Origin of the sequence: Streptomyces sp. DG1A-41 (genome assembly GCF_037055355.1) — a bacterium.
Classification (GTDB): domain Bacteria; phylum Actinomycetota; class Actinomycetes; order Streptomycetales; family Streptomycetaceae; genus Streptomyces.
The window spans coordinates 6,642,078-6,656,419 of sequence record NZ_CP146350.1; the positions used below are offsets into that span (position 1 = coordinate 6,642,078).

11 protein-coding genes and 2 pseudogenes are annotated in these 14,342 nt (G+C 70.5%); 9 read left to right on the top strand and 4 right to left on the bottom strand.

The annotated features are described in order from the left end of the window. Positions 1–43: 43 nt before the first annotated feature. From V8690_RS31200 to V8690_RS31225, 6 genes and pseudogenes are all read left to right on the top strand, one after another. Complete coding sequence (locus V8690_RS31200) at positions 44–1,291, top strand: spermidine/putrescine ABC transporter substrate-binding protein (RefSeq protein WP_338783430.1); 1,248 nt, start codon at positions 44–46, stop codon at positions 1,289–1,291. Positions 1,292–1,297: 6 nt separating this feature from the next. Then, complete coding sequence (locus V8690_RS31205) at positions 1,298–2,443, top strand: ABC transporter ATP-binding protein (RefSeq protein WP_338783431.1); 1,146 nt, start codon at positions 1,298–1,300, stop codon at positions 2,441–2,443. Continuing rightward, positions 2,443–3,372, top strand: a complete 930-nt coding sequence (locus V8690_RS31210; protein ID WP_338783432.1) for an ABC transporter permease — start codon at positions 2,443–2,445, stop codon at positions 3,370–3,372. The genes V8690_RS31205 and V8690_RS31210 overlap by 1 nt, the downstream gene beginning before the upstream one ends. After that, positions 3,373–4,173, top strand: a complete 801-nt coding sequence (locus V8690_RS31215) for an ABC transporter permease (RefSeq protein ID WP_274820101.1) — start codon at positions 3,373–3,375, stop codon at positions 4,171–4,173. 18 nt (positions 4,174–4,191) lie between these two features. Beyond that, complete coding sequence (locus V8690_RS31220; protein WP_338783433.1) at positions 4,192–5,619, top strand: FAD-dependent oxidoreductase; 1,428 nt, start codon at positions 4,192–4,194, stop codon at positions 5,617–5,619. A 130-nt stretch (positions 5,620–5,749) separates the two neighbouring features. After that, positions 5,750–6,204, top strand: a pseudogene (locus V8690_RS31225) (hypothetical protein). Here V8690_RS31225 and V8690_RS31230 read toward each other — a convergent pair. Next, positions 6,201–6,887 carry a phosphatase PAP2 family protein gene (locus tag V8690_RS31230; protein ID WP_338783434.1) on the bottom strand — a complete coding sequence of 229 codons (687 nt, stop codon included), beginning with the start codon at positions 6,885–6,887 and terminating at the stop codon, positions 6,201–6,203. The pseudogene V8690_RS31225 and the gene V8690_RS31230 overlap by 4 nt on opposite strands. Before the next feature lie 239 nt (positions 6,888–7,126). On the opposite strand from V8690_RS31230, the gene V8690_RS31235 reads away from it, so the two are divergent. Beyond that, positions 7,127–8,743, top strand: a complete 1,617-nt coding sequence (locus V8690_RS31235; protein WP_338783436.1) for an acyltransferase — start codon at positions 7,127–7,129, stop codon at positions 8,741–8,743. A gap of 7 nt (positions 8,744–8,750) precedes the next feature. On the opposite strand, the gene V8690_RS31240 is transcribed toward V8690_RS31235, so the two are convergent. Continuing rightward, on the bottom strand, positions 8,751–9,080 hold the full coding sequence (locus V8690_RS31240; RefSeq protein WP_338783437.1) for a helix-turn-helix domain-containing protein: 330 nt from the start codon (positions 9,078–9,080) through the stop codon (positions 8,751–8,753). 113 nt (positions 9,081–9,193) lie between these two features. Here V8690_RS31240 and V8690_RS31245 point away from each other — a divergent pair, with 113 nt between their 5' ends. Further along, entirely contained in the window at positions 9,194–10,087 is an 894-nt protein-coding gene (locus V8690_RS31245) for an NAD(P)-binding domain-containing protein (RefSeq protein ID WP_338783438.1), read from the top strand. Positions 10,088–10,095: 8 nt separating this feature from the next. Here the strand turns inward: V8690_RS31245 and V8690_RS31250 are convergent. Together V8690_RS31250 and gabT are read right to left on the bottom strand one after the other, a co-directional pair. Beyond that, positions 10,096–10,312 (bottom strand): annotated as a pseudogene (locus V8690_RS31250) (phosphoesterase); the annotation flags it as partial. A 204-nt stretch (positions 10,313–10,516) separates the two neighbouring features. Further along, positions 10,517–11,851: a 4-aminobutyrate--2-oxoglutarate transaminase gene (gabT, locus tag V8690_RS31255; RefSeq protein WP_338783439.1), complete on the bottom strand. Its 1,335-nt coding sequence runs from the start codon at positions 11,849–11,851 to the stop codon at positions 10,517–10,519. Between the two features lie 250 nt (positions 11,852–12,101). Here gabT and V8690_RS31260 point away from each other — a divergent pair, with 250 nt between their 5' ends. After that, complete coding sequence (locus tag V8690_RS31260) at positions 12,102–14,297, top strand: ATP-binding protein (RefSeq protein WP_338783440.1); 2,196 nt, start codon at positions 12,102–12,104, stop codon at positions 14,295–14,297. Positions 14,298–14,342 lie beyond the last annotated feature (45 nt).

Below are 14,342 nucleotides of genomic sequence, written 5' to 3' on the forward strand. Positions count from 1 at the left end.
GCCTGACCAACGGCCGCCCACCCTCCGAAAGGGCACCACGCGCATGGAGCAGTACGAGCCCGACCGCCTGTCCCCGGCCCAAGTGGCCGCCATACGGCGCAGTTTCAGGAACGGCAGGGCCGCCCTCACCCGGCGGTCGCTGCTGCGCGCCTCCGCGGGCGGCGCGCTGGCGGTCGGCGGTCTCGGGACGCTGAGCGCCTGCGGCATCCCGGCGGCGGGCACGTCGCAGGGCGGCGTCTCGGCCGAGGACCACTCGGCCAAGGAGAAGACCGTGAACTTCTCCAACTGGACCGAGTACATGGACGTCGACGACAGCGGCAAGCACCACCCGACGCTGGAGCAGTTCACGAAACGCACCGGCATCAAGGTCAAGTACACCGAGGACATCAACGACAACAACGAGTTCTTCGGCAAGATCAAGCCGCAGCTCGCCGCGGGCCAGGACACCGGGCGCGACATCATCGTCCTCACCGACTGGCTGGCCGGCCGCCTCATCCGCCTGGGCTGGGTGCAGAAGCTCGACCCGGCCAACCTGCCGCACGCCTACGCCAACCTGTCGGCCCAGTTCCGCAGCCCCGACTGGGACCCGGGCCGCGCCTACTCGTACGTCTGGCAGGGCATCTCGACCGTCATCGCGTACAACAAGAAGGCGCTCGACGGCGTCGAGGTGACGTCGATATCCGACCTGCTCGACAACCCCAGGCTCAAGGGGAGGGTCGGCTTCCTGTCGGAGATGCGCGACAGCGTCGGCATGACGCTGCTCGACATGGGCAAGGACCCGGCGAAGTTCACCGCCGACGACTACGACGCGGCCATCGCCCGGCTCCAGAAGGCCGTCGACAAGGGCCAGATCCGCCGCTTCACCGGCAACGACTACACATCCGACCTGACCAGCGGCGACTTCGCGGCCTGCGTCGCCTGGGCCGGGGACGTCGTCCAGCTCAAGGCGGACAGCCCCGACATCGACTTCCTCATCCCGGACAGCGGCTACATGACGTCGACCGACAACCTGCTGATCCCCAACAAGGCCCGGCACAAGACGAACGCCGAGCGGCTCATCGACTTCTACTACGAGCCGAAGCCGGCCGCCGAACTCGCCGCGTACATCAACTACGTCTGTCCCGTCGACGGCGTGAAGGCCGAGCTGGCGAAGATCGACGAGGACGCGGCGAACAACCCGCTGATCATCCCCGACAAGGCCATGGCCGCCAAGTCGCACGCCTTCCGCTCGCTGAGCTCGAAGGAAGAGACCGAGTTCGAAGAGAAGTTCGCGAAGCTGACGGGGGCGTGACCCACGATGACGAACAAGACAGACCCCACCGGTGACGTCCGCCTGACGGGCATCAGCAAGACCTACGGCTCCTTCACCGCCGTCCATCCGCTCGACCTGACCGTCCCGCAGGGCTCCTTCTTCGCCCTGCTCGGCGCCTCCGGCTGCGGCAAGACCACCACCCTGCGCATGATCGCCGGCCTGGAGGAACCTTCCTCCGGGACCGTGGCGCTGGGCAACCAGGACGTGACCGCGCTCCCGCCGTACAAGCGGCCCGTGAACACGGTCTTCCAGTCCTACGCCCTCTTCCCGCACCTCGACATCTTCGAGAACGTCGCCTTCGGACTGCGCCGGCGCGGCCTGAAGTCGGTGAAGAAGCAGGTCGAGGAGATGCTCGACCTGGTCCAGCTCGGTGAGCAGGCCCGTAAGAAGCCGCACCAGCTCTCCGGCGGCCAGCAGCAGCGCGTCGCCGTGGCCCGCGCGCTGATCAACCACCCCAAGGTGCTCCTCCTCGACGAGCCGCTCGGCGCCCTCGACCTCAAGCTGCGCCGCCAGATGCAGCTGGAGCTCAAGCGCATCCAGACCGAGGTGGGCATCACCTTCATCCACGTCACGCACGACCAGGAGGAAGCCATGACCATGGCCGACACGGTCGCCGTGATGAACGCGGGCCGCGTCGAGCAACTCGGCTCGCCGGCCGACCTCTACGAGAACCCGCGCACCACCTTCGTCGCCAACTTCCTCGGCACCTCGAACTTCATCGAGGCCGAGGTCGGCTCCAAGAGCGGCGACGAGATCGTGCTGAAGGCGGGCGGCGGCAAGCTCGTCCTGCCCGAGGCGCGGTGCGGCGCGCCCACGGCGACCGGCGGCAAGGTGCTGGTCGGCGTCCGCCCGGAGAAGATCTCCCTCACCCACGCGGACGACGCCGGCGAGATACCCGAGGGCCGCAACCGCATCACCGGCCGGATCGCCGACTCCAGTTTCATCGGCGTCTCGACGCAGTACGTCGTCGACAGCCCGGTCTGCCCGGACTTCGAGGTCTACGCCCAGAACATCGACCGTGACCCGCGGCTGGTGCCCGGCGCCGAGGTCGTCCTGCACTGGAACCCGGCCCACACCTTCGGCCTGGACGCCGCCCAGGACGTCGACGCCGGAGTGGAAGAGGCGGTCTGATGTCGACACTGACCGAGGCGCCACCGCCGCTCGCACCACAGGCCCCCGAGCCGAAACCCCCGAAGCGCAGGGGCCGCTGGACCCCGTACGTGCTGCTGCTCCCCGGCATCCTCTGGCTGCTGGTCTTCTTCGCGCTGCCGATGATCTACCAGGCCTCCACGTCCGTGCAGACGGGCTCGCTGGAGCAGGGCTACAAGGTCACCTGGCACTTCGCCACGTACTGGGACGCGCTGTCCGCGTACTGGCCGCAGTTCGTCCGGTCCGTGATGTACGCGGGCACCGCGACGATCCTCTGCCTGCTGCTCGGCTACCCGCTCGCGTATCTGATCGCCTTCCGCGCGGGTCGCTGGCGGAACCTGATCATGATCCTGGTGATCGCGCCGTTCTTCACCAGCTTCCTGATCCGCACCCTGGCCTGGAAGACGATCCTCGCGGACGGCGGCCCGCTCGTCGGCGCGCTCGACACGCTGCACGTCCTGGACGTCACCAACTGGCTCGGCTGGACCGCCGGCGACCGGGTCCTCGCCACGCCGCTCGCGGTGGTCTGCGGACTGACGTACAACTTCCTGCCGTTCATGATCCTGCCGCTCTACACCTCGCTGGAGCGGATCGACGGCCGGCTCCACGAGGCCGCGGGCGACCTGTACGCACGTCCCTGGACGACCTTCCGCAAGGTCACCTTCCCGCTGTCGATGCCGGGTGTCGTCTCCGGCACGCTGCTGACCTTCATCCCGGCGGCCGGTGACTACGTCAACGCCGACCTCCTCGGCTCCACGGACACCCGCATGGTCGGAAACGTCATCCAGACGCAGTTCCTGAGAGTGCTCGACTATCCGACGGCCGCGGCGCTCTCCTTCATCCTCATGGCGGCCATTCTTCTCATGGTCACCCTCTACATCCGCAGGTCCGGGACGGAGGATCTGGTCTAAATGCCCTTCGTCAACTGGCTGAAAAGAAATCTCGTCGTCATCGCGGGACTGCTGACGCTCGCCTATCTCCTGCTGCCGAACATCATCGTGACGGTGTTCTCCTTCAACAAACCGAAGGGGCGCTTCAACTACGAATGGCAGCAGTTCTCCCTGGACGCCTGGAAGGACCCGTGCGGGGTCTCCGATCTGTGCGGCTCGCTGTCGGTCAGCCTCCAGATCGCGTTCTGGGCGACGCTCGGCGCCACGCTCCTCGGCACGCTCATCGCCTTCGCGCTGGTCCGCTACCGGTTCCGCGCCCGTGGCGCCGTGAACTCGCTGATCTTCCTGCCGATGGCGATGCCCGAGGTCGTCATGGCCGCCTCGCTGCTCACCCTGTTCCTCAACATGGGCGCACAGCTGGGTTTCTGGACGATTCTCATCGCGCACATCATGTTCTGCCTGAGTTTCGTGGTCACGGCCGTCAAAGCGCGCGTGATGTCGATGGATCCCAAACTGGAGGAGGCGGCGCGGGACCTGTACGCGGGCCCGTTCCAGACCTTCGTCCGGGTCACCCTGCCGATCGCGGCGCCGGGAATCGCGGCAGGCGCCATGCTCGCCTTCGCCCTCTCCTTCGACGACTTCATCATCACCAATTTCAACGCCGGCTCGACCGTCACCTTCCCCATGTTCGTCTGGGGCTCGGCGCAGCGCGGAACGCCCGTACAGATCAATGTCATCGGCACGGCCATGTTCGTCGTCGCCGTACTGTTCGTCCTGGCTTCCATGGCCGTCGGTCATCGCCGCAACAGACAAAAGGCATAACCTGAGGGAGTTGACATCATGGCCCCGAGCGCCATGAAGCAGCGGTACAAATGGATTCGTTCGCTTTCCGACGCCCAGCCGGTCCCGTACTGGCTGGACGACCCCGGCCGGCCTCGCCCCGAACCCGCCCTCACCTCCTCCGAGACCTGCGATCTGCTGGTCGTCGGCGGCGGCTACAGCGGACTGTGGACGGCGCTGATCGCCAAGGAACGCGACCCGCGGCGGGACGTGGTGCTGGTGGAGGGCCGCGAGGTGGGTTGGGCCGCCTCGGGCCGCAACGGAGGATTCTGCGCCGCCTCCCTCACCCACGGCCTGCCCAACGGCCTCGCCCGCTGGCCGGAGGAGATCCACAAGCTCCAGGAGCTGGGCGCCCGCAACCTCGACGCGATCGAGGCGGCGGTCGCCCGGCACTCCATCGACTGCGACTTCGAACGCACCGGCGAGATCGACGTCGCCACCGAGCCGTACCAGGCGGCGCAACTGCGCGACTGGCACGCGGAGACGTCCCGCCGGGGCCTCGCCGAGGACGTCGAGTTCCTGGACGCCGACGCGGTCCGGGAACAGGTGAACTCACCGACCTTCCATGCGGGCCTGTGGGACCGCAGGGGCGTGGCGATGCTGCACCCGGCGAAACTGGCCTGGGGCCTGAAGCGGGCATGCGTGAAGCTGGGCGTCCGCGTCTACGAGCACACCCCGGCGCTGACCCTGAAGCCGTACGGCGCCGGCATGGCCGTACGCACCCCCTACGGCCGGATCCGCGCCCGCCGGGTCGCCCTCGGCACCAACATCTTCCCGAACCTGGTCAGACGCGTCCGCTCGTACACCGTCCCGGTCTACGACTACGCCCTCATGACCGAGCCGCTCGGCCCCGCCCAACTGGCCTCGATCGGCTGGAAGAACCGCCAGGGCCTCGGGGACAGCGCCAACCAGTTCCACTACTTCCGCCTGTCCGCCGACAACCGGATCCTCTGGGGCGGCTACGACGCGATCTACCCCTACGGCGGCCGCGTCCGCGCCGAGTACGACGACCGCCCGGAGACCTACGCCAAGCTCGCCGGGCACTTCTTCACCTGCTTCCCGCAGCTGGAGGGCGTCCGCTTCACGCACGCCTGGGGCGGCGCGATCGACACCTGCTCCCGCTTCTCGGCGTTCTTCGGCACCGCCCACCAGCAGAAGGTCGCCTACGCGGCGGGCTACACGGGCCTGGGCGTCGGCGCGACGCGCTTCGGCGCCGAGGTGATGCTGGACCTGCTGTCCGGCGAGCGCACGGAACGCACGGAACTGCACATGGTCCGCAAGAAGCCCCTGCCCTTCCCGCCGGAGCCCTTCGCCTGGACGGGCATCGCCCTCACCAAGTGGTCCCTGGCCCGCGCGGACGCCCAGGGCGGCCGCCGCAACCTGTGGCTGCGCACGATGGACCGGCTGGGGCTGGGCTTCGACAGCTGAACCGGCGGGTGTGAGACGGTTCACTCCAATGAGGGGCCGGAACCCGCGTAATGTCCGCAAGGAGACCTCCCTCTCCCTCGTGACGCCCTGCGCGTTCGCGACATTCACGAGTGAGAAGGAGGTCTTCCTGATGACCGGTGCGAAGACGGCGGTCGAGTGGCTCTCATCCGTCGCGCCCGATCCCGAGGCCTGCCGCTGGGAGTGGGAGCGCAACCCGCTCGGGATCGCGCTGCTGCCGGCCGGCAGCGCGTGGGACGTGCTCATCCTGCCCGGCGAACTCGGCTATGCCGCGCTCGACGTGCTCAGCCGCGTCCTCGACCAGCCGGGCCCCGTCCTCGTCGACTTCGGCGACGCGCGCATGGGGTTCTTCGTGCCGCCGGGCACCGCGGCCCGCTGGCTCGGCACGGGCATCCGCACAGCGGGCGCCGGCACCTGGATCGTCGTGCCGTACCCGGGCCGTTCCTCACCCGGCGGAGTCCGCTGGCTCGTCCCCCGGACGGCACGGGCACCCTGACGGACCCGGCCCTGCTGGAACTGGCGATGCACGAGGCGGCGGCGGGGCTTGCCACGGAGAACGACGATTAGGCCCTACCGCTGGGCTGCACGGGCGGCGTCGTCCGCCTGAGGAACAGCCACAGCGACGACAGCAGCACCGCGCACAGACACCAGCTGGCCACCACGTCCAGTGGCCAGTGATAGCCGCGGCGGACCAGGCCGTAGCTCGCGCCGAGTACGAGGACGAGGCAGGCGGCGACCAGGGCGCGGCGGGCGAGGGGCGGGCCGAGCCGGGGGAGCAGCAGCAGGGTCGCGCAGCCATAGGCGATGGCGGCCGTGGCGGTGTGCCCCGAGGGGTAGAAGCCGGTTGCGGGAGGGACGGCCGGGGTGCCCGGGCGGTCCGTGAGCTCCTTGAGCGGGATGATCAGCGCCGGCACCAGGGCCATGAGGAGGGCCGCGGCGGTGACGGGCAGCCACCAGCGGTGCGTGCGGCGGGTTCGCAGGGCGACGTATCCGAGGGCGATGGCGAGGACCGGGACCGCGACCTGGACGTTGCCGAGGTCGGAGAGAAACTCGGAGAGACCGTCCGGATGGACGAGGCCGCGGCTGACGCGCTCGTCGAGCCGGAGGAGCGGGCCGTCGGCGACGACCTGCCAGGTGATCAGGGCGAAGAGCAGGGCGGGAAAACCGAACAGCAGGGTCAGGGCGCCCGGGTGTGTTCTCCGCGTCCGCGCGGGGGACGTGGCGCGTTCCTGGTTCGCGGGGATCGGCATGGGGCACAGCTTGGCACGAGCGCAGACGTCCACTCGCCGCCCCTTGCGGAGGATCACGTGAATCACCCGTCCCACGACGACGGCCACTTCGACCACTGCCCGTGGCTCTTCGCCGAGCAGGCCTCGGACGGTCAGCGCACGGCACAGGAGCAGCGGCAGAAGCGGCTGCTCGGGGAGCGGGGTCGGGAACGGGGTCCGTACGGCTCGGTGAGCACTGCTTCGTCGCGGAGACGGCCGCGGTGTACCCGGACGTCCTGCACCTGGGCGACCACTCGTACATCGCGGCCCATGCCTACGTCACCGGCGACATACGCGCGGGTGCCGACTGCACGATCAATCCCTTCACGGTGGTGCGCGGCACCGTCACCCTCGGGAACGGAGTGCGTATCGGCGCCCACAGCTCGTTGCTCGCCTTCAACCACGGGACCTCGCCCGAGCTGCCGGTTCATCAGCAGCCCGTCACCAGCCGCGGGATCACGGTCGGCGACGACGTGTGGATCGGCTCCCACGTGGTCGTCCTGGACGGCGTCACCATCGGCGACCACTGCGTCATCGGCGCCGGCGCGGTCGTCACGAAGGACCTGCCCGCGTGGACGGTGGCGGCCGGCAACCCGGCCCGACGGATACGCGACCGCCGGGAGGCGCGCGGGGCGGCACAACACGCGGGGGTGTCGGGCGGTGTGGCGCCCGGTGGTGCGGCATCGGGTGTTGAGGCATCCGGTGTCGCTGCATCGGGCAGTGAGGCACCGCACCCCGCCCCGGAGCCGTCGGCCCTCGCCGGTGAACTGTCCGCCTTCGCCGCCACCGCCCGCGCACAGGCCGCCGACCTGCTCGACCACTGCCGGCAGCCCGGCACCGGGCGGTACGTCGACCGGCCCGGCACCGAGCCGACCGTGCGGGCGCACTGCGACGCCGTCGAGATCGCCGAGCTGCTGCTCGGGGAAGCGCCGCCCCACCTGTCCGCAGCCGAGCACGCGGCACGGCTGCGGGCGCTCCAGGACCCCACCACCGGACTGGTCCCCGAGTACGGCGCGGCACCGCCGGTCCCCGGCCCGGCCGGGCTGCCGGGGGACGGGGCCTCGGCCTATCACGTGCTGTGCGTCGGCTACGCGCTGGACCTGCTCGGCAGTTCCTTCGCCCACCCGGTCCACACGGTGCGCACCACCACGGCGGACCAGCTGGTCCGGCACCTGGCCGGGCTGCCCTGGCGCGATCGTGCCTGGCACGCCGGGGCGTGGGTCGACTCCTGGGCCACCGCCGCGCACTGGAACCTGCGCCTCGGTACGGAGGCTGCCGCGCCCGGGGCGCTGGAGGCGCTGTTCGGCTGGATGCACACCCATGCCGATCCCTGGACGGGCATGTGGGGCTCTCCCACCCCCGACTCCGGGCGCCTCCAGATGGTCAACGGCTACTACCGGCTCACCCGCGGCTCCTTCGGCCAGTTCGGCCTGCCCGTACCGTACGCGGAGCGCGTGATCGACACGGTCCTCGACCACGCTCGCGACCCCCGCCACTTCTCCCCGGGCCGCGAGAACGCCTGCAACGTCCTGGACGTGATCCACCCCTTGTGGCTCTGCGCCCGGCAGACCACCCACCGCGCCGAGGAGGCCCGCTCCTGGGCGGCGACCCAGCTCACCGCCGCCCTGCGCCGCTGGCACCCGGGCCGGGGCTTCCCCTTCGGCCCCACCCCCGACGGCACCGGCCCGGGGCGTGAACCCGGCCTCCAGGGCACGGAGATGTGGCTCGCCATCGTCTGGCTGCTCGCGGATCTCGTCGGCCTCGCGGACGTCCTGGGATACCGCCCCCGAGGAATACACCGCCCGGAACCGGCCCTGCCCGCCGAAGGAACGGCATGATTCCCGCTCACGGAATGGCTTCGATCCGCTCCAGATTTTCCTCGCCCCATTCACCGAGGGGCGCCATCGCCGCGTTGAGGGAACGGCCGAAATCGGTCAGCGAGTACTCCACCTTCGGCGGCACTTGATGATGCGCTTCGCGGTGTATGAGACCGCTGTGCTCCATCTCCCGGAGCTGAAGGATCAGCATCCTTTCGCTGATTCCGGCCACGGCCCGCCTCAACTCCCCGAAGCGTAACGGCCCCTCACCGAGCGAGAACAGAATCAGACCCTTCCACTTTCCGCCCATGACGGCGATGGCGGCGTCCAGTCCGCACGTATAGGTGCGCTTCGTCATTCGGCCCTCCCACGAACAAGAATGTCAGTACCCGAGGAAAATGTAGGTACTTGAGGGAATGTACGCGATCACCCAGCATGGATTTCCCGTACGGAGAACAAGGGAGAGAAAACATGGCTGGGGACAACCGCACACCGGTCACCGTCGTCGGACTGGGCTCGATGGGCCGGGCACTGGCGGGGGCGTTCGTGACGGCGGGGCACCCGACGACCGTCTGGAACCGCACCCCGGGCCGGGCCGGGCCGTTGGTGGACCAGGGGGCGCTGCACGCCGCGTCCGTCGCGGACGCGGTCGCGGCGAGTGGACTGGTCGTCACCTGCCTGACCACCTTCGAGGACACCCGCGCGGCACTGGAACCGGCCGCCGGGGTGTTACGGGGCCGGGCTCTCGTCACACTGAACAGCGGCTCCCCGGCCGGCGCCCGTGAGACGGCCGCGTGGGCCACCGCGCACGGCGCCCGTCTGCTCGCCGGGGCCGTCAAGAACGTGCCGTCGGCCGTGGGGAAGCCGGACACCCTGCTCTACTACAGCGGGGACAAGGCCGTCTTCGACGAACACGAGAGGACCCTGAGAGTGCTGGGCGGCGACACCGTCCATCTCGGGGAGGAGCCCGATCTCGCCGCGCTGTACGAGATGGCGGTGGGTGCGATGCTGCTGCCCGCGCTCGTCGGCTTCTTCCAGGGGGCCGCCGCCGTCCAGGCGCGCGGGCTGCGGGTGGACTCGATGGTGCGGTTCGCCGGCAAGTGGCTGGACATGATCAAAGCGCTGCTGCCCGTCTACGCCGCGGAGATCGACAGCGGTGCCTACGGCGATGCCGCCAGTTCGGTGAACCTCTTCCTCGCGGGCGCGGTCCATGACGACGACCTGAGCGAGGAGACGAACGTCGACACCACCTGGCTGGCCCCCCTGCACGACCTCGTGCGACGGGCGGCCGAGGCGGGTCATGGCGAGCACAGCATCTCGGCACTGACGGAAGTGCTCAGGAAGCCGCCGCACAGCGTGGCGTAGAGGGAGGTCGGCCGCCCCGGAACAGGGGGGGTGGTTCCGAGGCGGCCGTCCGGACCGGAACGTCGCGCGCCCCGGGGGGTTTGGGGCGGGCGACTGTCCGATCGGTGAGGAGATCCAGAGCCTCAGGCTCCGGTTGTGTGCGCGAGGGCACGACCAGGTCGAAGCTGGGGAGGCCCCGGCCTGATGTCACCCACAGTCCCCTGTGGGCGGGGGTGTATCTCTCATCTGGGTAGAACCTACGACAGGGGCTGGGCGGAGGACAGGCCGCAGGGCCTGCTGTCATCCACCTCGCACACCTTCTTCACACGCTCTGCCGCTCGCCGCCCCGGTAGCGGAACCGGAGCGGCTCACCTGCCCCGATGGCGGCTCAGATGCGCGCGATCCGGCGCCGGGGCGGATGCGAAGCCGACGTCAGATGCGAAGCCGACGTCAGATGCGTGCGAAGGCCTGCTCGATGATGTCGAGGCCCTCGGTCAGCAGGTCCTCGCCGATCACCAGCGGGGGCAGGAAGCGGAGCACGTTGCCGTAGGTGCCACAGGTCAGGACCAGCAGGCCCTCGGCGTGGCAGGCCTTGGCGAGTGCGGCGGTCGCCTCCGGGTTCGGCTCCTTGGTGGCGCGGTCCTTGACCAGCTCGATGGCGATCATCGCGCCACGGCCGCGGATGTCGCCGATGACGTCGAACTTCTCCTGCATGGCGGAAAGGCGCGCCTTCATCACGGCCTCGATGGTCTTCGCCCTGGCGTTGAGGTCGAGCTCCTTCATGGTCTCGATCGAGCCCAGGGCGCCCGCGCAGGCGACCGGGTTGCCGCCGTAGGTGCCGCCCAGGCCGCCGGCGTGCGCGGCGTCCATGATCTCGGCGCGCCCGGTCACGGCGGCGAGCGGCAGACCACCGGCGATGCCCTTGGCGGTGGTGATCAGATCCGGGACGATGCCCTCGTCCTCACACGCGAACCACTGCCCGGTACGGCAGAAGCCGGACTGGATCTCGTCGGCGACGAAGACGATGCCGTGGTCGGAGGCGAACGTGCGGATCGCCGGCAGGAAGCCCTTGGCCGGCTCGATGAAACCGCCTTCGCCGAGCACCGGCTCGATGATGATCGCGGCGACGTTCTCCGCGCCGACCTGCTTGCTGATCTGGTCGATGGCCTGCGCGGCGGCCTCGGGACCGGCGTTCTCGGGACCGGTCGGCCAGCGGTAGCCGTACGCCACGGGCACGCGGTACACCTCGGGCGCGAACGGCCCGAAGCCGTGCTTGTACGGCATGTTCTTGGACGTCAGCGCCATGGTCAGGTTGGTCCGCCCGTGGTAGCCGTGGTCGAACACCACGACGGCCTGCCGCTTCGTGTACGACCGCGCGATCTTCACGGCGTTCTCGACGGCCTCGGCGCCGGAGTTGAACAGCGCGCTTTTCTTGGCGTGGTCACCAGGCGTCAGCTCCGCGAGCGCCTCGGCGACCTCGACGTACCCCTGGTACGGCGTGACCATGAAACAGGTGTGGGTGAAGTCGGCGAGCTGCGCGGACGCCCGGCGCACGACGGCCTCGGCGGAGGCGCCGACGGAGGTCACGGCGATGCCCGACCCGAAGTCGATCAGCCGGTTCCCGTCGACGTCCTCGATGATCCCGCCCCCGGCCCGCGCCGTGAAAACGGGCAGCACGGACCCCACACCCTGCGCGACCGCGGCGGTACGGCGGGCCTGCAACTCCTGCGACTTCGGTCCGGGGATGGCGGTGACGACGCGACGCTCCTGCGGAAGTGCGCTCATGCGGGGCTCCTGGGTGGTGCGGACGGGATGTACAGACACTTCGCTTCTTTTGTCGCAGGCTAGGGCGGGGGGAGGGGGGTGGGCATGCTCCATGTGGGCGTTGTCGGCGGGGCGGCTTGTCCGGGGTGGACATGGCGGTCTCGTGGGCCGGTGCCCACGCCCCGGCCGTGTAAGCGGTGAACTCCCCAGGGGAGGGCGTTAGATTGGCTCGCTGATGGTGGACGGAGCGGCTGGTCAGGGGGCAAAGGCGATGGACAGCGACGGGACGCAGGAGGCGCGGGGTACGCATGCGAACCCGGTGCCGCGTCCGGCGGGGCCGCCGGAGGTGCCCGCGGTGCCGCCGAACGGCCTCAGCGGGCCGCCGAACGGCCTCAGCGCGCCGCCGGGCGGATCCGTTGTGCCGCCCCGGCCGATCCGGGCGCCCGGGGTGCCTCCGATGCCGGACGGGTCCTCCTTCCTGACGTGGCTGCGTACGCCCCGGCCCGAGGCGCCGCCCGGTGTGTGGCGGTTCGGGCACCGGCCGCGGCCCGCGGAGGAGCCCGAGGAGATCCCCACCCGGCAGCTGCTGAGCGGGGCGCTGATCGCCTTCCTGGTGGGATGGCTGATCTGGTCGCTGCTCCAGAACGGCTATCTCGGCAACTGGTGGTGGGTGCCGTTCGACCTGATCGTTCCCGACGCCTGGCGTGGTGCCGACAGCGGCATCGGCGAGACCGGCACGTTCATCGTCTACCAGGGTTACGAGCTGCTCGTCGCCCTGGCGATCATGGTCGGCGTGGCGCGGCTCGGCCGCTGGGGCGAGGTGTGGCGCCGTTTCGTCGCCCCCCGTTTCCGTCGGCCGGAATCCCAGGAGGCACAACCGGCCGCCCAGGACGACCCGGCCCAGTGGAACGAGCTCCGCGCCGCCGGAGCCGTCGACGCCGCCGAGCGGCTCGCCGCCGAGGCCCGCTCCGGGCTCATGGGGGACGTCGATCATGCCCGGATCCTCCGTGCCTGGCAGGGCGTGCGCACCGGACGGCACAGCCTCGCCACCTTCAGCTCCACGGTCCTTCGGGACGGAGCCGCCGCCTGCCTCCACCCCTCCGGGGAGCGCGATTTGCCGGCGCGGCTCGCCCGGCACGACCTGGTCACCGGCCAGGTACGGCTGGGGACCACCGTGGACGACTCCCGCAACCCGTACTCCTACCGCGGGGCGGGCCTCGGCCTCGGGCCCGACCTGCTCGGCACCTCGCTCGTGGCCGTCGGCCCCGCCGGATCCGGAAAGACCGGGACCGTCGTGCGGCCCCTCGCCGAGTCGCTGTGTCTGCATGCTCTCGCCGGGCGGGCCGCTGTCGTCGTGGTCGGGGCGGCGGGGGCCGGGCTCGGGCCTGCCGACGCGTATGACGTCGTCGTGCGGATCGGGAACCAGGACTCCGAGTACGACGTGGACCTGTACGGGGGGACCGGCGACCCGGACGAGGCCGCGGCCGTGCTCGCCGAGGCGCTGGTGGGCGATCTCGCCGACCCACACCCGGGGAGTGACAGCCGGCGTTCCACGAACGTGCTCGCCCAGCTGCTCGGGCCGTTCCGGGCCGTGCACGGGCGTTTTCCGTCCGTACCGGAGCTGCGGCAGCTGCTGGACGGGGCTCCGGGGCCGCTGGCCGCCCTGCGGCAGGGGCTTCAGGACGCCGGGCAGGAGTCGCTGCTGCGGGAACTGGACGCCCGGGAACGGCAGATGGGGCAGCCGGGTGACGTCGGCGGGGTGCTCGCGGATCGGGTGGCCTTGCTGGACCGGCCCGCCTTCGCCTCCTTCTTCGATACCTCCGGGGCCACCCGGCCCTTCACCCTCAAGGCCCTCGATCATCCCGTGCGGGTGCGGATCGACCTGCCCGAGCGCGGGCACGCCGATGCCTCCCGGATGCTGGCGCGGCTGGTGCTCGCGCAGTTCACGGCGAGTGTCGCCGTACGGGAGGACCGGTCGCTGTTCGCCTGTCTGCTGCTCGATGACGCGACCGGGGTGGTGACACCCGAGGCCGTGCGCGGTATCCAGCGGCTGCGGTCCGGCAACGCCGGGGTCGTGCTGACCCTGCGGACGCTGGACGACGTGCCCCGGCCGCTGCGCGGGCCGCTGCTCGGGGCCACCGGCTGCCGGATGGCGCTGTCGGGACTCACCCCGTGGGACGGGCAGGACTTCGCCGAGGTGTGGGGCAAGGAGTGGACCGAGGCCCGGGACGTCACCGACCGGCAGATCATCGCGGAGACACCCGCCGGCAAGGCCGTGCACATGTTGCGTCGGGTGATGACCGGCAAGGCCCCGACCGCGCGGGCGGTGACCGTACGGCAGGTCGAGCGGGAACGCTGGTCCGCCTCCGAGCTGGCGCACGGGATGCCGGCCGGGCACGCGGTGCTGTCGCTGACCGACGTCAAGGGCGAGCACGCGCCACCGCTGCTGGTGGATCTTCGGGGCTGACGTGTTCCGGCCGGTGCCGGTACGCGGGGACCGTACGGTGAGGCA